Source organism: Amycolatopsis sp. NPDC051716, from assembly GCF_040681595.1.
In the GTDB taxonomy this organism is placed as follows: domain Bacteria; phylum Actinomycetota; class Actinomycetes; order Mycobacteriales; family Pseudonocardiaceae; genus Amycolatopsis.
Genome location: NZ_JBFAZA010000011.1, coordinates 263,828 through 284,443, shown reverse-complemented (window position 1 = coordinate 284,443; position 20,616 = coordinate 263,828). Strand labels below are relative to the sequence as shown.

The 20,616-nt window shown below is 72.4% G+C and carries 20 protein-coding genes; 11 read left to right on the top strand and 9 right to left on the bottom strand.

Annotation, left to right across the window (positions count from 1 at the left end; all coding sequences use genetic code 11):
- The 4 genes from AB0M30_RS18125 to AB0M30_RS18110 form a co-directional block, all read left to right on the top strand.
- Positions 1-3,329, top strand: a 3,329-nt coding sequence (locus AB0M30_RS18125; protein ID WP_364585155.1) for a thioester reductase domain-containing protein, incomplete at its 5' end; no start/stop codon positions are given.
- A 40-nt stretch (positions 3,330-3,369) separates the two neighbouring features.
- Positions 3,370-4,563 (top strand): cytochrome P450, encoded by a 1,194-nt coding sequence (locus AB0M30_RS18120; protein WP_364585154.1) that lies wholly within the window; start codon positions 3,370-3,372, stop codon positions 4,561-4,563.
- Between the two features lie 70 nt (positions 4,564-4,633).
- Positions 4,634-5,566 carry an oxidoreductase gene (locus tag AB0M30_RS18115; protein WP_364585153.1) on the top strand — a complete coding sequence of 311 codons (933 nt, stop codon included), beginning with the start codon at positions 4,634-4,636 and terminating at the stop codon, positions 5,564-5,566.
- A 137-nt stretch (positions 5,567-5,703) separates the two neighbouring features.
- The gene (locus AB0M30_RS18110; RefSeq protein ID WP_364585152.1) at positions 5,704-6,792 is read left to right on the top strand and encodes a methyltransferase; all 1,089 of its coding nucleotides are present in this window, start codon (positions 5,704-5,706) and stop codon (positions 6,790-6,792) included.
- A gap of 248 nt (positions 6,793-7,040) precedes the next feature.
- Here the strand turns inward: AB0M30_RS18110 and AB0M30_RS18105 are convergent, their stop codons facing one another.
- A complete protein-coding gene (locus AB0M30_RS18105; RefSeq protein ID WP_364585151.1) occupies positions 7,041-7,190 on the bottom strand; it encodes a hypothetical protein in 150 nt (49 codons plus the stop codon).
- A 588-nt stretch (positions 7,191-7,778) separates the two neighbouring features.
- Positions 7,779-10,793 (bottom strand): DEAD/DEAH box helicase, encoded by a 3,015-nt coding sequence (locus AB0M30_RS18100; RefSeq protein WP_364585150.1) that lies wholly within the window; start codon positions 10,791-10,793, stop codon positions 7,779-7,781.
- A 259-nt stretch (positions 10,794-11,052) separates the two neighbouring features.
- Here AB0M30_RS18100 and AB0M30_RS18095 point away from each other — a divergent pair, with 259 nt between their 5' ends.
- Genes AB0M30_RS18095 through AB0M30_RS18085 form a run of 3 tightly spaced genes read left to right on the top strand, consistent with a single transcriptional unit; the run spans position 11,053 to position 13,045 of the window.
- Positions 11,053-11,616, top strand: a complete 564-nt coding sequence (locus tag AB0M30_RS18095) for an RNA polymerase sigma factor (RefSeq protein WP_364585149.1) — start codon at positions 11,053-11,055, stop codon at positions 11,614-11,616.
- Entirely contained in the window at positions 11,613-12,755 is a 1,143-nt protein-coding gene (locus tag AB0M30_RS18090; RefSeq protein ID WP_364585148.1) for a CU044_5270 family protein, read from the top strand. Before AB0M30_RS18095 ends, AB0M30_RS18090 begins: the two co-directional genes overlap by 4 nt.
- On the top strand, positions 12,752-13,045 hold the full coding sequence (locus AB0M30_RS18085; RefSeq protein WP_364585147.1) for a hypothetical protein: 294 nt from the start codon (positions 12,752-12,754) through the stop codon (positions 13,043-13,045). Before AB0M30_RS18090 ends, AB0M30_RS18085 begins: the two co-directional genes overlap by 4 nt.
- Before the next feature lie 37 nt (positions 13,046-13,082).
- On the opposite strand, the gene AB0M30_RS18080 is transcribed toward AB0M30_RS18085, so the two are convergent.
- The 7 genes from AB0M30_RS18080 to AB0M30_RS18050 all read right to left on the bottom strand — a co-directional run bounded on the left by AB0M30_RS18080 (position 13,083) and on the right by AB0M30_RS18050 (position 17,855).
- Complete coding sequence (locus AB0M30_RS18080; RefSeq protein ID WP_364585146.1) at positions 13,083-13,535, bottom strand: hypothetical protein; 453 nt, start codon at positions 13,533-13,535, stop codon at positions 13,083-13,085.
- A gap of 126 nt (positions 13,536-13,661) precedes the next feature.
- Positions 13,662-14,981 (bottom strand): FAD-dependent oxidoreductase, encoded by a 1,320-nt coding sequence (locus AB0M30_RS18075; protein WP_364585145.1) that lies wholly within the window; start codon positions 14,979-14,981, stop codon positions 13,662-13,664.
- A 130-nt stretch (positions 14,982-15,111) separates the two neighbouring features.
- Positions 15,112-15,753, bottom strand: a complete 642-nt coding sequence (locus AB0M30_RS18070; protein WP_364585144.1) for a YopT-type cysteine protease domain-containing protein — start codon at positions 15,751-15,753, stop codon at positions 15,112-15,114.
- Between the two features lie 5 nt (positions 15,754-15,758).
- Positions 15,759-16,202 (bottom strand): hypothetical protein, encoded by a 444-nt coding sequence (locus AB0M30_RS18065; protein ID WP_364585143.1) that lies wholly within the window; start codon positions 16,200-16,202, stop codon positions 15,759-15,761.
- Positions 16,203-16,205: 3 nt separating this feature from the next.
- Complete coding sequence (locus AB0M30_RS18060; RefSeq protein ID WP_364585142.1) at positions 16,206-16,739, bottom strand: DUF2589 domain-containing protein; 534 nt, start codon at positions 16,737-16,739, stop codon at positions 16,206-16,208.
- A gap of 13 nt (positions 16,740-16,752) precedes the next feature.
- A complete protein-coding gene (locus AB0M30_RS18055; RefSeq protein WP_364585141.1) occupies positions 16,753-17,199 on the bottom strand; it encodes a DUF2589 domain-containing protein in 447 nt (148 codons plus the stop codon).
- Positions 17,196-17,855, bottom strand: a complete 660-nt coding sequence (locus tag AB0M30_RS18050; protein WP_364585140.1) for a DUF2589 domain-containing protein — start codon at positions 17,853-17,855, stop codon at positions 17,196-17,198. The genes AB0M30_RS18055 and AB0M30_RS18050 overlap by 4 nt, the downstream gene beginning before the upstream one ends.
- 328 nt (positions 17,856-18,183) lie before the next feature.
- On the opposite strand from AB0M30_RS18050, the gene AB0M30_RS18045 reads away from it, so the two are divergent.
- The 4 genes from AB0M30_RS18045 (at position 18,184) to AB0M30_RS18030 (ending at position 20,552) form a co-directional block, all read left to right on the top strand.
- On the top strand, positions 18,184-18,459 hold the full coding sequence (locus AB0M30_RS18045; protein WP_364585139.1) for a hypothetical protein: 276 nt from the start codon (positions 18,184-18,186) through the stop codon (positions 18,457-18,459).
- A gap of 179 nt (positions 18,460-18,638) precedes the next feature.
- A complete protein-coding gene (locus AB0M30_RS18040) occupies positions 18,639-19,070 on the top strand; it encodes a hypothetical protein (protein ID WP_364585138.1) in 432 nt (143 codons plus the stop codon).
- Complete coding sequence (locus AB0M30_RS18035; protein WP_364585137.1) at positions 19,063-20,268, top strand: PPE domain-containing protein; 1,206 nt, start codon at positions 19,063-19,065, stop codon at positions 20,266-20,268. Before AB0M30_RS18040 ends, AB0M30_RS18035 begins: the two co-directional genes overlap by 8 nt.
- Positions 20,265-20,552, top strand: a complete 288-nt coding sequence (locus AB0M30_RS18030) for a type VII secretion target (protein ID WP_364585136.1) — start codon at positions 20,265-20,267, stop codon at positions 20,550-20,552. Before AB0M30_RS18035 ends, AB0M30_RS18030 begins: the two co-directional genes overlap by 4 nt.
- The last annotated feature ends 64 nt before the right edge of the window (positions 20,553-20,616 follow it).

Sequence of the window (20,616 nt, the reverse complement as noted above, 5' to 3'; positions counted from 1 at the left end):
CCACCCACCCCACCCCCTGGACCCAACCCCACCGCATCGCCGGAATCTCCTCCTTCGGCTTCGGCGGCACCAACGCCCACGCCATCCTCGAAAACTGGCCGCACGAGCCCGAACCGCGAGCCGCCGCCGAGGGGCCGGTCGTCGTCAAGGTCAGCGGTTCCACCACCGCGGCCCTGCGGGCCGCGGCCGGTCGGCTCGCCGAGTTCGTGGCCGCGCGCAGTGATCTCGGGCCGGCCGACGTGGCCTGGACCGCGGGCGTCGGCCGCGCCGATCTCGCCGAACGCGCCGCGATCGTCGCGGAGACCACCGGCGAGCTGATCGACGGCCTGACCGCCGCGGCCGATCCCGGCTCCGCACCCCGGCGGCGTCCCGCCGTCGCGCCGAAGGTGACCTTCGCCGTCCACCGGCTGTCCGATGTGGACGACATCGCGGCCGCGATCGAGCGAGGCCGGTGGTGGCAGTCCGCCGGCGTCCCCCCGCAGCTGATCGACGGCTCGGGCGCGGGCGCGTACGCCGCCGCGGTGCTCGCCGGTGTCTTCTCGACCGAGGACGGCACCGAGCTGGCCGCCGCGGCGCCGGACGAGTTCGCCGACGTGCTCGCCCGGACGAAGCTGACCCGCCCGCACACGGATCTCGTGCTCGACGGCAAGGACGGCGCGGCGGCGGCGACCCCGGAGTTCTGGCTCGATCGCGCGGCCGGCCCACCGCGGCCGGCCCCGGACGGGATCACCATCGCCCTCGACGAGCCGGGCACCCGCCGGGCGTTGCTCGACGCCCTGTCCGAGGCCTGGACCAGGGGCGTCGACGTCCGCTGGGATCAGGTGAACCCGCCGCGGCCGGTGGTGGGCCTGCCCACCTATCCGTTCCAGCGCAAGGCTTTCTGGACGCCCGGGGCGAATCCGTCGAAACCGGCCGAAGAGCCGTTGCGGCCGCGGTTCGTCCTGCCGGCCACCGGCGGCGCGGTCGCGGAGACCGAATTGTCCCTGCGCCGCATGCCGTTCCTCGACGAACACCGGGTGTACGGCCGGATCGTGGTGCCCGGTGTGGTGCTCGTGGAACTGCTGCTGCAGGCCGGGGAACGACTGACCGGCGCCGCGCCGTCGCTCGAGGACGTGACGCTCTCGCGTCCGCTGGTGCTGGCGGACGACGAACTGCGGCGCGTCCAGATCGTCGTCGACCCGCCGTCGGGCGGACGGGCGACCGCCCGCGTCTTCGGCGCGGACGCCGCGGGCGAGTGGCACCTCCACGTGCGGGCCGAGCTCACCACGGCCGGTTCCGCCGCCCCGCCTCCGGCGGACGTGTCCCGGCCCAGCCTCGACGGCGCCACGGAACTCGACCACGACGGCTTCTACTCCCGGGCCTGGCACCCGTCCTTCGTCCTGGGCCCCAGCTTCCGCCTGGTCCGCCGGGCACGCCGCGGGCCGGACGCCGCGGAGGGCACGCTCGTCGCGCCGGACCCGGCCGCCGCCGGCGTCCTCGCCGGGGTGCGGCCCGACCTGCTGCTGCTGGACGCGTGCGTGCAGCTCGTGGGGATCGCGGCGCCGTCCGGGCCGGACGCGGACCGGCCGGTGCGGCTGGGTACCGGCTACGACCGGATCACCGTCCACCGGCCGGCGGCCACCGGGACGTTCCACTGCCACGTCGTGACGCGCACGACCGCGGACGGCACGGTGGTCGGCGACCTCGTTCTCTCCGGCGAGGACGGCGCCCCGGTCGCGGAGCTGTCCGGCGTCCGGTTCCGGGAGATCTCGCCGCGGATGCTGGAACGGCTGGTGACGCCGGGCAGCGGTGCCGTGGTGAGCGCCGGGGCCGACCTCGACGCGCTGCGTTCGGCGAGCAAGGAGGACCGCGTCCGGCAGGTGGGCGATCACCTCGTCCGGCTGACCTCGGGCATCCTGCGCACCGAACCGGCCGAGATCGACCGGCAGGCGCCGCTGTCGATGATCTTCGACTCGCTGATGCTGGTGGAGTTCAGCACGGCCGTCGAGCGCGACCTGAAGGTCCGGTTGCCGCTGGAAAGCCTGTTCACCGACAGCGGGCTCGAATCGCTCGCGGACCGCGTCGCCGCCGAGATCGGCACCGGCACCGCGGCCGCTCCGGACCCGGCGCCCCCGGCCCGCGGCTCCGGGCCGGCCGCGCTGCGGACCCGGTTGCGGACCATGACCGTGGCCGAGATGACCCGGCGCGCCGAACTGGACCCGGAGATCACCGCGCACGAGCCGCCGTCGCCCGGCGGATCCGCCCCCGACGGCGTCCTGCTGACCGGGTCCACGGGTTTCGTCGGCGCGTTCGTGCTGGCCGAGCTGCTGGCCCGGCGATCGGGTCCGGTGTACTGCCTCGTGCGCGCGGAGGACGAGGACCACGCGCTGCGGCGGGTGCTGGGGAACCTGGACCGCTACGGGGTCGGCGTCGAGGCGCACCGCCCGCGGATCCGGCCGGTCGTCGGCGACCTCACGAAACCCTTGCTCGGCTTGGCCGAGAGCGCCTTCACCGAGCTGCACGCCGTGTCCGGCGCCATCGTCCACTGTGGCGCGCAGGTGAAGTGGACCTACCCGTACCAGGGCCTGGAAGCCACCAACGTGGACGGCACCCGCGAGATCCTGCGGCTGGCCACGGCCGGGGCACCCCGTGCCGTCCACCACGCCTCGACCGTCGGCGTGTTCTCCTCGCGCGACTACCCCGCCGACGTCGTCACCGAGGACGCGGACCCGGACACGAGCGGATCACTGGTAGTCGGGTACGCGCAGAGCAAGTGGGTGGCCGAGCGGATGATCCGGACCGCGGGCGAACGCGGCGTGCCCGTCACCGTCCACCGCATCAACACCGGCGGGCACAGCACGACCGGCGCGTTCAACCGCCTGGACCACCTGAGCATGATGGTCAAGGGGTGCGTCGAGGCCGGGATCGCGCCGGACCACGTGGACATGCCGGTGCAGCCCGCCCCCGTCGACTACGTCGCCGCGGCGATGGCGGAGGCGTCCACCCGGCCGGAGCTGCACGGCCGCACGTTCCACCTCGTCAACCCCGCGGAGATGTCCTGGCCGGAGTTCTTCGACGCCGTCGAGGAGTACGGCTATCCCCTGGCCCGGCTGCCGTTCGAGGAGTGGCGGTCCCGAATCGTGAGCAGCCGGTCGGGCACCATGGCCCTGCTCGGCCTGATCCCCTTCCTCAACGACGCGGTCGACGACGTGCGGCTGCCCCGGTCCGCTTCCGCGGCGACCCAGGCCGCGCTGGATGCGACGTGCCCGCCGCTCGACACCTCGCTCGTGCACACCTACCTGGACGCCTACGTCCGCGGCGGATTCGTGGACCCGCCGACCCGCCGATGATGCCGACCAGCCGAAGCCGCCAGCCGGGAGGAACGTCCCCGTGGACACGCTGACCATTGATCTCGCCGATCCGGAGTACCGCTTCAACCCGTGGCCGGTGTACCGGAGGCTGCGCGACGAGGCGCCGGTCCACCTCGTGCGCGACGGAACATGGGACGGTGAGGACTTCTACGTCCTGAGCCGCTACGACGACGTCTCGATGGCGCTGCGGGAGAAGAACCGGTTCTCCTCCCAGATCCGCCGGGACGACATGCTGAACTTCCCGATGCTGGTCAACCGGGACGCGCCCGAGCACACCCGGATGCGCCACATGACCAACCGGTCCTTCAACGCCCGCCTGGTCAGCACGCTCGGCGAGTGGGTGCGGGAGATCGTCGACGGCCTGATCGCCGACATGCTCACGAAGGACCGGGTCGACTTCGTCGAGGCGTTCGCCGAGCCGTTGCCGCTGCGCGTGGTCGGCGGGATGCTCGGCGTCCCGCTCGACCGCAAGGCCGATCTGCGGCGCTGGTCGGGCGCGGTGATGGACGCCTTCGCCGTCGCGGCGGGCCTGGACCCGTCGCTGGTGCCGGGCTTCCTCGAGGACCTGATCGAGTTCGGCAACTACATGGAGGAGCTCGCGGCCGAGCGCCGCGGCAAGCCCAACCGCGGCGACATCCTCGGCGAGCTGGTCGTCCAGCAGGAGGCCGGCGACATGACCCGGACCGAGCTGACCACCCTGGCCTGGTCGTTCGTGGCCGCCGGGCACGAGACCACGATGAACCTGCTCTCCGGCGGCTTCCACCTGCTGCTGACCGATCCGGCGCTGGCCCGGCGGCTGACCGACGACCCGGACCGCACCCCGGACTTCGCCGAGGAGTACCTCCGGCTGTGCAGCCCGATCCAGTGGCTGCTGCGCCGGGCGAAGCAGGACGTCGAGCTGCACGGGGTGCGGATCGGCGCCGGGCAGCTGGTGCACGTGCTGCTCGGCTCGGCGAACCGCGATCCCCGCCACTACCCCGACCCGGACGTCTTCGACCTCGATCGCCCGAACGCGCTGGACCACCTCGCCTTCGGGGCGGGCCCGCACTTCTGCCCGGGGTCCGCGCTCTCCCGCATGCAGGTCGACCTCGCCTTCCGCGCGCTCTACCCGTACCTGGACCGGTTCCGGCTGGATCCGGACGCGCAGCTTTCGCTGTGGGAACGGCAGGGCTCGTACGGCTTCGCCGGTCTTCCGGTGCTGGTGCGGCGATGAGCGTTCCCGGACGACCGGATCATCCAGCGCGTCGCAGGCGGTCTGCGCGCACGACGGAAAGGGCACCAGCGTGAGCCACGAACCCGATGCCGCGCCGCAGCGGCTGACCTTGGCCGACGGCCTCGACGTCCACCGGCTCGGCTACGGCGCCATGCAGCTTCCCGGCCCGGCGGTGTGGGGTCCGCCGGAGGACCGCGACGCCGCGATCGCCCTGCTGCGGCGGGCCGTCGAGCTGGGCGTCGACCACATCGACACCAGCGACGCCTACGGCCCCCACGTGGCCAACGAGCTGATCCGCGAGGCGTTGCACCCGTACCGCGAGGACCTCGTCATCGCGACGAAGGTCGGCGTCGAGCGGGACGAGTCGAAGGCGTTCCTCACCGCGGGCTCCCCGGGCTCGCTGCGCGCACACGTCGAGGAGAACCTGACCCGGCTGGGCACGGACGCGCTCGACCTGGGGTACCTGCGGGTGGGCGGGGACGGCCTGGCGCTGCCGGACGAGTCGACGTCCTTCGGCGACTCGTTCCAGGCGCTGGTGGAGCTGCGCGAACGCGGGCTGATCAAGCACCTGGGCCTCAGCGGCGTCACGGTCGGCCAGCTCGGGGAGGCACGCCGGCTCGCGCCGGTCGTGGCCGTGCAGAACCGGTTCCACCTGCTCGACCGCGGCTCGCAGGACGTGCTCACCTGCTGCGAGGACAACGGCATCGCGTTCGTGCCGTACTTCCCGCTGGTGGCCGGCCTGCTGCGGCCCGGGCTGGACAAGACCCACCTGCCACCCGGCATGGCGCCCAGCGACGAGCAGGAGAAGACGCTCGACGCGATCGCCACGCGGCACGACGCCACGCGCACGCAGGTCGCGCTGGCGTGGCTGCTGGCCCACTCGCCGGTCACCCTGCTGATCCCGGGCACGAAGAACCCGGCGCACCTCGCCGAGAACGTCGCGGCGGCCGGCCTTCGACTGTCCGAAGAGGACGTTGCCGAGCTCGGCAAGTTCGCGGGCTGACCGGCCCGGGTGGCGGGAGAAGTTGTCACCGGCTGTCCCGTCCGCGGGGCAACTTGCTGTCAGGCAAGGAAACGCTCGAATGGCCACGCCTACCCTGGCGTGGAGAGGGAACTGTGCCGTCAAGGGGGCATCGACTGGTGGGCGAACTGGAATCGGACGTCGAGCACGCCCTGCGGATGAGGCGGCTGCTCTACGGCCACCTCGTGTCCCGCGCGCTGTGCAGCATCGCCGCGCTGCGCATACCGGACCTGATCGGGGACGGCGCCGTGTCCGCGAGCGAGCTGGCACGGCGAACCGCGACGCACGCCGCGTCACTGCGGCAAACCCTGCGCGCGCTGACGACGTTCGGCGTGTTCGTCGAACACGCCGACGGTACGTTCGGCTTGACCCCGCTGGGCGCCTCGTTGCGCAGCGGCGCGACGGCTTCGGCGTTGCCGACCGCGATGCTGGTCGGCAACGAGATCGGGCAGGCGTGGAACCAGTTCGAGGTCACCCTCCGGACCGGGAACACGGCCTTCTCCGCCGCGTTCGGCACCGACTTCTTCTCCTACGTCGACCTCAAGCCGGAGACGCGCGCGATCTTCGACCAGTCGCAGGCGACCGGGCTCGCCCTGGACCTCGACCGGATCGTCGCCGGGCTCGACTTCTCGGGCTACCGGAAGATCGTCGACGTCGGCGCGGGCGACGGCGCGCTGCTGGAGCACCTGCTGCGGTCCTACCCGGACGTCCGGGGCGTGGTGCTGGACCTGCCGCGAGTGGCGGTCAAGGCACGGCAGCGCATGCGGGCCGCCGGCCTGGAGGACCGGTGCGATGTCAGGGCGGGCAACTTCTTCGGGCGGATCCCGGGCGGCGGGGACCTGTACCTGCTCCGCCAGATCCTGCACGACTGGGACGAGGAGCACTGCGTGCGGCTGCTGCGCACGTGCCGGGCCGCCATGCCTCCCGGCGCGCGGCTCCTGATCATCGAGCTGCTCGCCGAGGAACGCGTCCACGCGCGACAGGACGGCGAGATGACGGCAATCATGGACCTGTACATGCTGTCCATCTTCGACGGCAAGGAGCGAACCCGCGCCGAGTTCACCGAACTACTGGCGGCAGCGGGCTTCGAGATCGCCGACGTCACCCTGCTCGGTGATCGGCTGGGAGCCATCGCGGCGGTCCCCGTCGACGCCCGCCAGGAGGGAACGCAGCGGACCGGAGATCCGCGGCGGACCACCGCGTCCTGAGATCGGCGCCGGTACCCCGGCCGGAGCAGCTCGGCGACGTCTTGCAACGGCGAAACAGCCCGGCCGCAGGCCACCGCGAGCAGGATGGCCGCCGGTGTTGTCGCGCCACGCTGGACGGAACCGGCGACCATCGGCGTCGGGGGCAGCTCGTCCACCGGAACCCACGCACGCTCGCCGGGAGCGGATCTGCGGATCCGGCCCGAACGAATTCTGCCGGAGCCCGGAACCGTGGAACTGCCCCGCTCGGTCTACTGAGCTGCCCCCTGGGTGCCGTGCTCGCCGGCGAGTGCCCGATACACCGGCCGGAGCAGCTCGGCGACGTCTTCGCCGCCCGCCGTGATCGAGAACGGCGGGGCCTGGTCCAGGAGCGCGTCGGCCGACGTCCGCGGCCCGTGCAACGGCGCCGCGCGGCCAGGCCCGGGGCCTGACCGCAGTCGAAGAACGTGTCCATGACCTCGGTCAGGGCCGGAGACCGGTCGCCGGGATCGAGCGGCCCGGCCGAGATGAGCCGGTCCTTCAGCTCCCCGAGCAGCGCTTCGCGGTTTCGGCCGCGCAGCGCCAGGATGGTGAACGGATCGTCGGCGACCCGTGCCACCAGCGCGGAGAACACGGCGTTCAGGTGGCCGCACGGCACCTCGGCGTCCGGGCAGGTGCAGTCCAGGGACACCTCCCGCGCCGACGACGGGAACAACGGCAGCCGGACCGCCTTGAAGGTCTCTTCGACGTCGCGGGGCAGCTCGCCGCCGAGCAGCAGGACCGTGGACGACGCTTTCGCGGCGAGCGCGTGGGTGATCGCCGCCCAGTCTGTCTTCCCGAACGCCGTCAGCCCGATTCTCACCTGGTGCGGGCGGTCGTCCCGCACCACGGCCTCGACGCGCCCGGCGCCGACCTCCAGGGACTCGACGCGTCCCCGGCCCTTGGCGGGCAGGAGGACACCGATCGCCGTCAACGCCCGGATGAACCGGGCCGGCCACCACGGGAGCGGCTCAGTCATCGATCGCCTCCTCCCCCAGGGTGAGCACCCCGCGCAGCGCCTCCGTGGACAGTTCGGTGAACCGGCTTTCGCCCTCGCCGACGACCATTCCCGCGAGCGCGCGTTTCTTGGTGATCAGGGTGTCGATGCGGTCCTCGATGGTGCCCGGGCAGACGAACTTCCGGACCTGGACGGTGCGTCGCTGCCCGATCCGGAACGCCCGGTCGGTGGCCTGGCTTTCCACCGCCGGGTTCCACCAGCGGTCCAGGTGCAGGACCTGGCCGGCGGCGGTCAGCGTGAGCCCGGAGCCGCCGGCCTTGAGCGAAAGCAAGAGGATCCGCGGCCCGTCGCCGGCTTGGAAGCGTTCCACGATCGCGTCTCGCGCCCCTTTTCCCAAGCCGCCGTGCAAGAACGCGACTTCGGCGCCGAGCCGGTCCGCCAGATGGGGCACGAGCAGATGACCGAATTCGGTGTACTGCGTGAAGCACAGCACCCGATCGCCCGAGGCCAGGATTTCCGCCAGGATCTCTTCGAGGCGGCTGACCTTGCCGGAGCGCTGCCCGATCGGGGACCCGTCGTGCAGCAGGTGCGCGGGGTGGTTGCAGACCTGCTTGAGCTTCGTGATCGCGGCGAGGATGTGGCCACGGCGTTTGATGCCCTGGCTGTTCTCGATCTTCTTCATCATTTCGTCGACGATCGCGCAGTACAGCGTGCCCTGTTCGCGGGTGAGCCGGTATTCCTGCCGGATTTCGAGCTTTGCCGGCAGCTCCGGGACGATCGCGGGGTCCGTCTTCACCCGGCGCAGCAGGTACGGCTGCGTGAGCCGGCGCAGGTCGGCGGCCGTGGCGGTGTCGCCGCGGCGCTCGATCGGGCCCGCGAACCGCCGGCGGAACTCGAACCTGCTGCCGAGCAGCCCGGGGTTGAGCAGGTCCAGGATCGACCACAGGTCCGCCAGCCGGTTTTCGACCGGGGTGCCGGTCAGTGCGAGCCGATGCTCGGCGGTGAACCGCCGCACCGCCTTGGCCGTCGCCGTGTCGGCGTTCTTGATGGCGTGCGCTTCGTCGAGCACCAGGCGTCGCCAGGCGACCGTCTCGAGTTCGCCGGCGTCACGGGCGGCGGTGGCGTAGGTCGTGACGACGAGGTCGGCCGCGGCGATCTGCGCGGCGAGCGCGTCCCCGTGCGCGCGGGCGCTGCCGTGGTGGGCGCGGACACGCAAGCCCGGGGCGAAGGTCGCCGCCTCCCGCTGCCACATGCCGACCAGCGACATCGGGCACAGCACCAGCGTCGGGCGGCGATCGTCCTCGGCCCGCTCGACGGCCTCGAGCGCCAGCGTCTGGACCGTTTTGCCGAGGCCCATGTCGTCGGCCAGGCACGCACCGAGTCCCAGCGCCGACATGAACGCCAGCCAGGCGACACCCCGCTGCTGGTAGGGCCGCAGCGTGGCGCGGAACGACGGCGGCAGCCCGACCGGCTGAAGGTCCTGGTGGACCCGCCCGGCCAGGACGTCCCCGACCCAGCCGCCGGCGCTGACGCCGGTGACCGGGAGCGGCGTCACCTCCGCGAGGTGGACGAGTTCCAGCAGCTCGGCCGCGGCCGGGGCCCGGGTGTGCCGGTGCGGGTCGCGGCGCAGGAACTCGAGCCCGGCGCGGAGCCGGTCGGCGTCGACGCTGATCCACCGGCCCCGCAGCCGCACCAGCGATGCCTTCGCCGCGACGAGCCTGGCCAGCTCTTCTTCACCGATTTCGTCGTCGCCCACCGCGATCGACCAGCGGAACCCACCCAGCTCGTCGCGGCCCACCCGGCTGCGGGCGACGACCTGCTCCGACGGCGTGCTGCGGACCGACAGCCGGAGCCCGAGCCGGCGCCGCCCGTCCCAGGTGGCCGGGAGCTGCACTTCGAACCTGGCCTCGACCAGCCGGGTCGCGCCCGAGGTGAGGAACTGTTCGGCTTCGCCGACGGTCAGGTCGTACTCGGACGGCTGGGTCCGGCGCAAGGCCGGCGCGAGCATCGGTTCCACCAGCGCGGCCCGGCCCAGCTCGGCGATGAACAACCCCCTCGGGTCCCGGACCAGCCCGTTCGCCTCACCCGACCAGATCTGCCCCGCCGACAGCAGCAAGCTCGGATCGGCGGTGGCGCGCAGGAGGAACTGCAGCTGCCACTTCGTGCCGTCGCCGGTCTGGTCGTCGGGATCGTCCTCGGTCGCTCGGCGCAGGGTGGCGACCTCGGCCAGCCGGAAGCACGCCCGGCCGTCGACGACGTCGGTATCGGCGACCTCGTCCCACTTCGCGACGGCGCCGGCCAGGACACCGAGCTCGGCCAGCGGCAGCTCGACGCGGGGAACGCCGCCCTGCAGAGCGGCCAGCCACACCCCGGCCGCGTCTCCGCCCCCGCGCAGGTCGACGGGCAGATCCGCCCGCGCCAGCCGGTCCCGGACCGCCGCATCGACCAGGACGTGGAGGGCATCGGTGACGAGCGCGCGCGGCGAGGCCCCGGTGAGCGGCGCGATCTGTTCGGCCCGCCCGACCGGCGGCATCGCGGCGACCAGCGCGTCGAACGCGACGAAATCCACGCCCTGCAGCACCGGACGCCACCGGGCCTCCGCCGCATCGCCCCGGCGGACCAGCGTCGGCAGCACCCGCCCACGCCGCACCAGGTCCCCGGCCAGACGGGCCACCGCCCGCAGGTAAGTGACCGAAGAACCGTACGAGGCCAAGTCGTCGAGGTCCTCCAGCTCGCTCGCGTCCACGATCAACGCCGGCACCGACCACGGCCGCAACGACGGCACCCGCCGTCGACCGCCCGCCGGCTCGGAGGAGGCGAGCGGCCGGTTCGCCCGCGACGGCAGCAACAAGGTCACCGACGTGGGCTTGCCGGGATGCAGAGCGGTCAGCTGCGCACTGGAGACCGCGAACGGATGCGGAAGCGCGATCCGCGCCGAACGGCTCCCCGTGCCGGCCGGGCCTCGGTCGTGCTCCGCCCACAGCAGCAGACCCCGGCCGGGGGACCACAGAGCGTGCACCGAGGGCAAGGTCTGGGGCTCCTTCGTCCGATCCGGGTCCTCCGCAGATCGTCGCACGGCGGACGTAGCGGTCTACGCCGAGACCATGCTCACCGCCAGGCGTCCGTGATCCCGCGCCAGGTGCGGCGGGTTGATCACGCTGTCCTTGCCCGGCCGGCACCGGGAACTGTGGAACTGAAAACGGCCGGGACGGCAAAACAGGGGCATGACACCATTGCGGTCCGCAAGGGGGAACGACCGGTTGCTGCCTGCCGGTCCCGTCTCGGACGTGACCGATGCCGAGCTGATCGCCGGCGATGCCGAGACCTTCGGCGTGCTGTTCGACCGACATGCCCGCCCGCTGCATCGGTACTGTGCTGCCAGAGTCGGGCCAGAGGTCGCGGAAGACCTGGTCTCCGAGACGTTCTGCCTGGCCTTCCGGCAGCGTGACCGCTACGACCCGAGCCACTCCGGGGCCCTGCCGTGGCTGTACGGCATCGCGACCAACCTGGTCCGGCGCCGCCGCCGGCAGGAGTCGACGCGGTACCGGACGATGGCCCGGGCGGGCGGGACCGGCGTCAGTTCCGACGACCCCGCGCAGCGCGCGATCAACCGGATCCACGCCGTCGGTTACGCGCGGCTGCTGAACAAGGCCCTCGCCGAGATGCCCCGCAAGCAACGGGACGTGCTGCTGCTCTACGCGTTGGCGGACCTCGGCTACGAGGAGATCGCGACCGCGCTCTCCGTACCGGTCGGCACGGTCCGCTCGACCTTGCACCGCGCGAGGAAACGCTTGCAGGCCGCCCTTCCCGACCACGCCCGTCCCCAGGCTCCCGGAGAGACGATCCGATGACCCAGAAGCAAGCCCCCGGCGGCAGCCGCGACCTCGAACTGCTTCGTTCCGCTTTCCCGGCTCCCGAATTGTCCACCGAAAGCCTGGCTCGGATGCGTGCCGGCGCCTTCGGCGAACCGCACTCCCGTGTCGCGCGGCGGACGCCTCGCCACGGTGGCCTCGCGCTGGCCGCCGCCGTGGTCACCGTGGTCGCCGGGGCGGGGATCACCGCGGTCGCGGTCCTGCCTGCGGGACACGCGACCCCGCCGGGCGCCGTCAGCCCGCCTGCTCCCGCACCACTCGTCGGGGCGGAGACTTCGGCACGGGACACCCTGGTGGTCCTCGCCGCGCACACCTCGGGGCTCCGGCCGCTGTCGATCCGCGCCGATCAGTTCGTGTACTCGCACGACCGCGGGCAGATCGTCGACGAAATCGTCCTCAAACGAGGCCCGGACGGGCAATTCACCGAGTACGGGGAGGAGGACGTGGCCCGGGTGCTGTCCGAGTCCGAGTCCGAACTGTGGCTGGCCGCGGACGGCCTGCGGACGGTGCGCCGCAAGACGACGACCGACATCGACGCCCGTCCGTTGACCGACCGGGATGCGCGGAAGCTCGCCGAGCGGGGCCGGGCCCTGCCCACCCCGCACACACTCGTGATCCCGGATCCGGATGCCCACGGCGATCCGAAGCGCGAAGAGCCGCCCGCTGCCACCGAACCGGGCGTGGGCAATCCGACGTTGTCCTGGGTGGCGAACCTGCCCACCGACCCCCGGCGGCTGCTCGACGTGTTCCACGCGGCGGCGGGGTCGAACCCGAAGCACAGCGACGACTACCTCACGTACAAGACCGCCGTGTCCTTCGCGGCCAGGACGGACGCGCTGCTGCCCCCCGGCGTGCGCACGGCGCTGTACCAGGCCATCGCCCTGTTGCCCGGCATCGAGCGGACACCCGGGCAGATCGATTTCGCCGGCCGCGGCGGGGTGGCCATCGGGCGCGCCGACGAAGGCGTCCGCACGGAACTCATCCTCGACCCGGTGAGCTCCCGGATCCTCGGCACCAGGATGATCGCGGCCGGCCGCGCCGGGGTGCCGGCCGGCACTGTGCTCGGCTGGTCCACCAACGACCAGCTCGTGGTCGACGCGGTGGGGGCGACCTCGTGACGACGGGACGATTCCGGTTCGCCGCCATCACAGCGGCGCCGACACCGTCCACCCCGGCCTCGCCCGCGATCGCCGGCGCCGGAACCGGACCGCAGCACGCCGGCCGCACGGTCACCCTCGTCACCGGTGATCAGGTCACGCCCACCGGCCGTGACCAGGTCCGGGTGCGCCGTGCTCCCGGCCGCGAGAAAGTCGGCTTCCGGCAACGGTTCGGCGAGCGCGGTGACGTCACCGTCGTGCCCACCCTGCCCGAATCCGGCCAGACCTGGTGGGCGAACCGCTCCCCCTGACGCGTCACTGTTCGAGAGTGCGCCGAGCGGGTGCCACTCAGCCGCAGTGGCTCGCCGCCGGTGAGGTCTCGACGTGCCGCTTGTTCGACGCCGATGGGTAGTAGATGTCCCCGGCCGCGTGGATGCACCGGCCGCTCGCCGTCACGTCGACCGGGCCCGCGTAATACGAGTAGGTGCTGTCCTGCGCGTCCGGGCTGCCGTAGTAGTGGCACACCGCCGCGGGGCTCGTCTCGGTGCAGGCGACGATGAACACCGCGGTGCGGTACGGCTGGCCGTACGTGACGCCGAGGTGGTTCATCCGGGCGCAGTTCACGCCCGTCGATGTGTTGAAGTACACCGCCAGCTCGGCGATGTCCGCGCCGCCGTAACTCACGACTTTGCGGTCGATCAGGGTGCCGCTGCAATTGGTCGCCGCCGAAGCGGTGGCGGGCAGCGTGACGAGGCCGGTCGCCGTCAGCAAGACGGCGAGCAGCATGGCGAACTTCTTCACGTGTGTCTCCCTCGGAACAGGCCGTGCGGCTGTACGGCGACCACGCCGGAGGGCGGACGCCGGTTGATCGGCCGGCCGGAACGTCACCCGATCGAGCCATCGGTGATCCGCTGATGCCCGCCGCGATCAGCCCGGCAACACTTCCGGCGTGACGACGCGTCGGGCGGACGCCGGAGCTCGCTCCGGTCGCAGCCCCACGCCCACGAGGTACACCGCGAGCGTCCGGAGGATCGGCAACCACTGCGCCGCGGTCATGAGCCAGCCCGGCGGACCCGCTTGCCGCCCGGACACGATCGGGCCGGCGAGGTCGGTGTGCATGATCCGCTGCAAGGCCTGCACCAGCAGCAGTGACGGCAACCGGCGCCGCCGGATCCGGGCGAGGTCGGTCCCGCGCACCGCACCCCGCTGGAGCGGCCCGGCCAGCAAGGTCGCGGTCGCGACGGCGTCCTGGACGGCGAGGTTGATGCCCACGCCCCCGACCGGCGACATGGCGTGCGCGGCGTCGCCGATGCACAGCAAGCCCTCGGCGTGCCATCGGCGCAGCCGGTTGAGCCGGACGTCGAGAAGCTTGACGTCGTCCATCGAGACCAGCTCGCCGGCTCGGTCGGCGTACTCCGGGAGGAGTTCGGCCACGTCACGCCGGAACGCGTCGATGCCGCGGGCACGCAGCAGGCTGTCGGTGCCCTTGCGTGCGACGTACCCGATCTGGAAGTAGCCCTCCCGGGGGATGACGATCGCGAACCGGCCCCGGCCCGGCCGCCGGGTCAGCTGTTCGACCTGCTCGCCTTCGCGACGCGAGAGCCGGAACCACCAGGTGTCGAACGGAACGTCGAACTCGGTCACCCCCAGCCCGGCCGCCGCCGGCAGTACCGAATTCCGGCCGTTGCACGCCACCGTGAGGTCCGCCCGGATCTCGCCTTCGACCTGCTCGCCGCCGGGCCCGCTCGTGCGGTAGCGGACCCCGGCGACCCGGCCGCGCTCGTGGACCAGGGAGGTCACCGCGGCCCCCATTTCGAGCCGGAACGCCGGCTCCGCCCGCGCGGCGTCGGCGAGCAGGTTCAGCAGGTCCCACTGGGGAACGATCGCCACGTACGGATGCCGCACTCCCCACCTGCGCAACGCACCGAAATCACCGATCCGCCGCACGCCGCCGGCTCCGTCGGGCAAGACCACGTCGGTGATCCGCGTCTGGGGCAACCGTGCGAACCGCTCCCCAAGCCCCAGCTCGTCGAGCAGCTGCAGGGTCGCCGGATGCACGGTGTCGCCGCGGAAGTCGTGCAGGAAGTCTTCGTGCTTCTCCAGCACCGTGACCTCGACCCCGGCTCTCGCGAGCAGCAAGCCGAGCACCATGCCCGCCGGGCCACCGCCCACGACGCAACACGTCGTCCGCTCCACAGCGCCCCGTTCCCCCGTCGACTGCCCACTCGCGGTCGCCCCCACCACCATGTACACCTGCCGGGCCGGCGGTCTCGGGCGGCGGCGCGGACGAGAGTATTCAGGGCAGTTTTGCCGCACGAACGTCCCCATCGGCCGGGGGCCGCACCGCGAGCGCCCCCGCGGTGCGGCCCCGGCCGCGTCAGTCGGCGAAGCTCCACAGGATGTAGCTGTCGTGGAGGTCGATCCGGTGCTCCCGGTAGGCCGCGCCGATCGCCAGCAGGAGCGTCCGCAGCTCGGCCGCCGACTTCGCCGAGAACTCGCCGATGTTCGGGTCGAACAGCCGGACGTCCCCGCGCGCGGACCGGTACAAGCCCAGGGAGTGGCCGCCCGACTTGCCCTTGATCGACAGGATGAACGCCCGCGAATGCCGGTCGAACGCCGCACCGACGATCTTCTCGAGTTCGTCGTTCGGCTTGTCCGTCGCGAACCCCCACTGGGCCGACGCCGTGGTGTGGCGGATGACGAACCCGAGGCCGGCGGCCGACAGCGCGTTTTCCGTGGCGGGGTCGACGACGAACCGCGACTGCGCCACGCGTTTGTACTCCGCCTGCAGGTCGACCGCCTTCGTCAGGAGCGTCACCGCCGCCAGCAGCGGCTCGGCCACGGTCCCGCGGTTCGTCCAGTAGTCCTCGCCGCGAGCCTTCGCCGCCAGCCACTGCACGACCAGGGCCCGGCAGACGCCGTTGCCGATGGTCACGCGCTCGCGGGCGGCTTCGGCCGACTGGCTGAACTCCTGCACTCCGGAGCCGCGCACCTTCGAGCTGATCTTCTCGTAATCCATGGTTTTCACCTTTCTTTGTGTGAACGGGTTTTCACGGGAACAGCCGTCCCGGGCCCGCGGACCCGGTTGCGGGCCGCGACCACGACCGCGCACCGGCGGCCGCGGCGCAGCGGGCAGAACGGCACCACCGCCGTCGTGTCGCGGACGGTGAGCGTGCGCACGGTGACCCCGCCGCGCACCAGCCGGACGACGTAGGCCGCCGCGTCCGGCACCGGCGCCCAGCGCACCATCAGCCGGCCCGGGCGCCGCCGGACGGTGAGGCACGCGGGCGCCGGCACCGGCGATGCGGACACCCAGGCGCGGGCGCCGTCGACCGTGACGCGCACGGCTCGGGCGCCGTCCGGCGCGGTGATCCAGTACGCGGCTTCCAGCGCCCGCATGCCGACCGCGCCGAATTCGCCGTTCAGCTCGCGGAACAGCGTCCGCAGCCCCTCGGCGACGGTGTCCACCGGTCACGCCTTCGCCGGCGGCCGGGGGACCGCGGTGACCGACTGGGCCATCAGGTCGAGCACGCGCGCCAGCGCCTCCGAAGGCGGCGCCGCCGACGCGCGCAGGTCGACCGTGTACTTCGCCGTCTTGTCCGTGTCCCGCGTGTTTTCCCGCTGGGCAGCGGGTTTCACGAGCACCTGCGGCGGTTCCCCGGTGTCGCCGGCGGCCGGCGCCAGGGAGCGGATTTCGAGGCTGAAGTGCGTCTCGAAGGTGTCGATCCGCAGGCTGGGCACCGAAACCAGGGCCAGCAGCGGCAGTGAGACGTGGACGTCTTCGCCCACCACCGCCTGCTCGTCCGCCGGGCCCGGCGGTTCGACGGGACGGCTGAACGCGAAGTCGACGGTGCGGACCGCGCCGTGCTCGTCCACGCCGACCCGGCGTACGAAGTCCGCCGAAGCGTCCGCGAGCGCTTCGGCCGCTCGGGCCGCCGACACGACGGGCGCGGCGATCATCTGGTCCAGCGACAGGGTGTCGGCCGGCGGATCCGGTGCGGTCATGGCTGTTCTCCTTTCACGGCACGTTGTTCGTGGTCATCCGGTCGAGCAGCCGGGCGAACGCCTCGGGCCGCTCACCGGTCTCGAAGGTGACCTTGAACTGGGCGACGTCGCCCTCGGTTCCCGAACCCAGTGACGCCAGCAGCGGAGCCGTGGCGGCCGGCGCGTCCGGGACCGCGCCGAGACCGAGCAGCCGGGCGCGGAAGCTGACGGTCAGGTCGTGGATCCGCAGCGGGTGCGGCGGCGCGAGCGCGAGCACCGGGACCTGGATCTCCTGGTCTTCGGCCTCGGGCAGGGTGCCCGGGATCGTGACGGGCAGCAGCTGCGGCGCGCGGGTGTCGCCGGACTCGTCGAGCGTGTGCCGGCGCAGCTGCCGCACGTGCTCCTCTTCGGCCAGCCGCTGGGCGTCGAGCACCGCGTGGTGCAGCGCCCGCAGGATGGTCGCGACGGTCTCGGAGCTCATTTCGCCGCGACCGCCTTGTCGGCGGGCTTGTCCGGCATGACCGTCGTCACCGGCGCGATCGAGGTCGCCATGATGTCGAAGACGCGGGCGAGACCTTCGGGCATCGCGTGGTTGGTCGCCTTCACCGCCACGTGGTACTTGGCGGAGTTGTCCGAGCTGCGGGTGTTCTCCTGGTGGGTCGCGACCTTGCCGTGCACCGACACCGAGAGGCTGAACGGCCCGATCCGGCCTTCCCCCTTGGCGTCAAGCGAGGCTTCGACGTCCTTGCTGTCCTTCGACTGCTCGGCGGACTTGACCTCCATGTCGAACGCGACGTCGACGGTGTCCACCTGCAGGTTCGGCACCGGGACCATGGACAGCAACGGCACCGACAGGCTGACGTCCTCGGTCACCGCCTGCCCGTCGCCGCCGGCGTCCCCGGTGGGCGGCACTTCGCGCGGGCGCTGGAAGGCGAACTTCACCGTCCGCAGCCGGGCGAAGCCGGCCGGGTCGGTGACCGGGCCGTCCGCGGGCCGGTCGAAGCCGACGGTGTTGATGTAGGTGGCGGTGGAGTTGGCGAGCATCACCTGCGCGTTGCAGGCCGCGGTCAGCGGACCGCCGATGAGCGATTCCATCGGCAGTCCCTGGAACTGGTCGGACATCTTTTCGAGAGCCACGGTCTTCTCCGATCAAAGGGGGGCAACGACGAGGTGAACTGTAGGCGCGAAACCGCGGAAATGAAGTGTTTCTCGTCGCCATTCGTCACATCGGCGCAATTACACCATTGTGTTTGACGATTTCACGTGAATGCGTCAAAACACTTTCCCGCGGTTTTGCTTAATCGGTCGAGTAGCTTGTGGACGCACCCTGGCCTGCCCCGATCGTGGCGACTGGGACAAGTGGGCGACGCGCCGGGTTGTCACTCCAATGGCCGTCTGGTCATTCCCGCCCCACGTGATCAGACTCGAAAGGAGTGATCAACCGTGCCGACAAAACGAGGACGAAATGGCCAGCAGAGAGCGGGCAGACGACGCCGGCGACCCAGATGCCGAACACCACGAGGACCCGCGGATCCTCACCTCCGAAACCGTCACGGCGCACCGGGTGAGCGTTTATCTGCACCCCGACGACGCCCGGGTGCTGCGCCAGGGCCGCGTGGACGACGGGGCGGACGCCAACACCCGGATCCGGGCGTTGCTGGCGGTCTACCGCGCCGACGACCGGGTCCGCGAGCGTGTCGACGCACTCGCCCGCAGCGCCTCCCGCCGCGGCCGCCACTGAGCCGTTCGAGCCGCGTCTCCCTCGATCGAGTGAGGGGTGGCGACCATGCGTCGCCACGCCCGCCCTATCCGCCCGTGCAGTCTTCGTGTCCACCCGTGCACCCGGGTGGGTCGCTCTTCTCAACGCCGCCGGCATTGGCCAGGATGGACGCCTGGGCGGCGAGGGAGGACCTTTTTTTCATGGCGACTGTGCGCGACGAGGCCGACGCGCGGCGGCAGCTGCGCGCGGAGCGGCAACGCGAGACGAATGAGCTGGTCATCGCGGGGCCGGTGACCGCCGCGAGCACCGGCGGCATCGAACTCCACTACGACGGGGTCGAAGACGTCAAACGGGCCATCGACGAGCGCTACGACGAGCTGAGCCGGCACCTCGAAACGGCCCGCGCCCTCGACACCGGCCTGGCAGACGGCAAGGGACCGGTCGCCCACTGGATGCGCCGCTCGTTCGCGGTGCGCGGTGGCGCCGAGGCCGGCGGGGTCCAGGCCGCGCTGCAGTCGTACCTGGCTGAGCTGGCGGTGCTGCGGCAGACGCTCGACACCGTCGTGACGATGCACCAGGGCAACGACGAAGAGGCCGCGGCCGCGCTGCCGACGGGGGAAGCGGATGCCTGAGTTCTACTCGACACACCACGCCCCGACCGCCCGGCAGCGGGTGAAGGCCCGGCGTGTCCGCCGGGAAAAGGCGGTCAACAACCGCGAGGCCACGTTCGGCCGGATCAACTGGGACAGCTACGAGCACCGCGAACTGTGGGACATGGTGCAGTCGGCCGTCCCGGCGAAACTCGACCAGCACGCCGCCTGGTGGAAGGAGGTGGCCGCCGGCGTCAGCTCCGCGACCGACGAGGTGTCGGCGCTGGTCGGAAAGCTGCGGGAGTCGTGGCAGGGGCCGTCGGCGGACCAGGCCACCGAATCGGTGAACCGGCTGACCGGCTGGGCGGCGACGGTGGGCGACAACGCCCAGCGCGTCGGCGCCGGCCTCGACACGTACACGTCGGTGGTCACCGAAGCCCGGCACCGGATGCCCGAGCCGGTGCACTACTGGGCCGAGCGGTGGTTCCGGCAGGGGTACGCCGTGAAGCGGCTCGACGGCCCCGAAGGCACCTACATGCTCAACGACCTGCTCGACGACAAGCTGCCGACGAAGAAGGAAGCCGACGACGCCAAGGCCGCGGCCGTCCGCGTGATGGAACAGTACGAGAGCGCGAGCCACGACGTCCGCCACCGGCTGCCCCCGGAGTTCGACACGGCCCCAGCGGTGACCGCCGGCGCCGGTTCCGCACCGCGGCCACCGGTGGTCCGGACCCCGCCCGCGCCGCCGGTCCCCCGCGATCCGCCCGCCCCTCCGGTCCCGCGCACTCCACCCTCGCCGCCGAACGAGGGGTTCCACGACGTGCCGGGTGCCGGACCGGACGATTCGACGTCGACGGCGTCCGCGCTGCCGCCCACGTTCACCGGCGCCGGGATCCCGGGCGCACTCGACGGGGTCATCGGTGCCGCCGGGCCGGGTTCGCCGGCCGCGGCCGGCTCCGGCTACGGCCCCCGCTTCGCGGGCGTTCCCGTGGCCGGAACGCCGGGCGCCGGGGCGCTCGGCGAAGGCGGCCGAGCCGGAGCGGGCCGGCTCGGAGCCGGGACGGCGGGCTTCGGACCGGGCGGGACGAGCGGCCGCGGCCCGGCGGGCGGGTACGGCATGTACCCGCCGGGCCAGGGCCCGCGGCGCGAGGAGGACACCGAGCACCGCGACAAGTACGCGAAGGGTTACGACCTGCTCGACGACCTCCCGCCGGCCTATCCGCCGGTGTTCGGCGAATGACCGGCTTCCACGCCGACCCGTCGGCCCTCGACGCGTTGGCGCTGCGCCTGGAGGACACGGCGGACGAGTACCGCTCGGCGGCGGACTCGCTGGCGGCACCGGACGACCTCGGGCCGGCACCGGTCTCGGCGGCGCTCGCCGCGCTGACCGGCGAGTGGTCGGGCAGGATACGAGCGGTGGGAACGGACTTCGCCGGCGTGGCCACGGGTGTCCGGACGGCCGCGAAGGCTTACCGGGCCGCGGATGCTGCCGCCGCCGAAGAGCTGGGCCGTGCCGATGGCTGACCGGAAGCGCGCCGCGCGCCTGTCGGCCTGCCTGCCCGGCAGCCCTGCTTCCGGCCGGCTGGGC

Bases quoted from the DNA above. Each gene is read 5' to 3' on its own strand.
- AB0M30_RS18090 (WP_364585148.1), top strand. From the start codon at position 11,613: ATGACCCAGAAGCAAGCCCCCGGCGGCAGCCGCGACCTCGAACTGCTT.
- AB0M30_RS18075 (WP_364585145.1), bottom strand. From the start codon at position 14,981: ATGGTGGTGGGGGCGACCGCGAGTGGGCAGTCGACGGGGGAACGGGGC.
- AB0M30_RS18070 (WP_364585144.1), bottom strand. From the start codon at position 15,753: ATGGATTACGAGAAGATCAGCTCGAAGGTGCGCGGCTCCGGAGTGCAG.
- AB0M30_RS18060 (WP_364585142.1), bottom strand. From the start codon at position 16,739: ATGACCGCACCGGATCCGCCGGCCGACACCCTGTCGCTGGACCAGATG.
- AB0M30_RS18055 (WP_364585141.1), bottom strand. From the start codon at position 17,199: ATGAGCTCCGAGACCGTCGCGACCATCCTGCGGGCGCTGCACCACGCG.
- AB0M30_RS18045 (WP_364585139.1), top strand. From the start codon at position 18,184: ATGGCCAGCAGAGAGCGGGCAGACGACGCCGGCGACCCAGATGCCGAA.
- AB0M30_RS18040 (WP_364585138.1), top strand. From the start codon at position 18,639: ATGGCGACTGTGCGCGACGAGGCCGACGCGCGGCGGCAGCTGCGCGCG.
- AB0M30_RS18035 (WP_364585137.1), top strand. From the start codon at position 19,063: ATGCCTGAGTTCTACTCGACACACCACGCCCCGACCGCCCGGCAGCGG.
- AB0M30_RS18030 (WP_364585136.1), top strand. From the start codon at position 20,265: ATGACCGGCTTCCACGCCGACCCGTCGGCCCTCGACGCGTTGGCGCTG.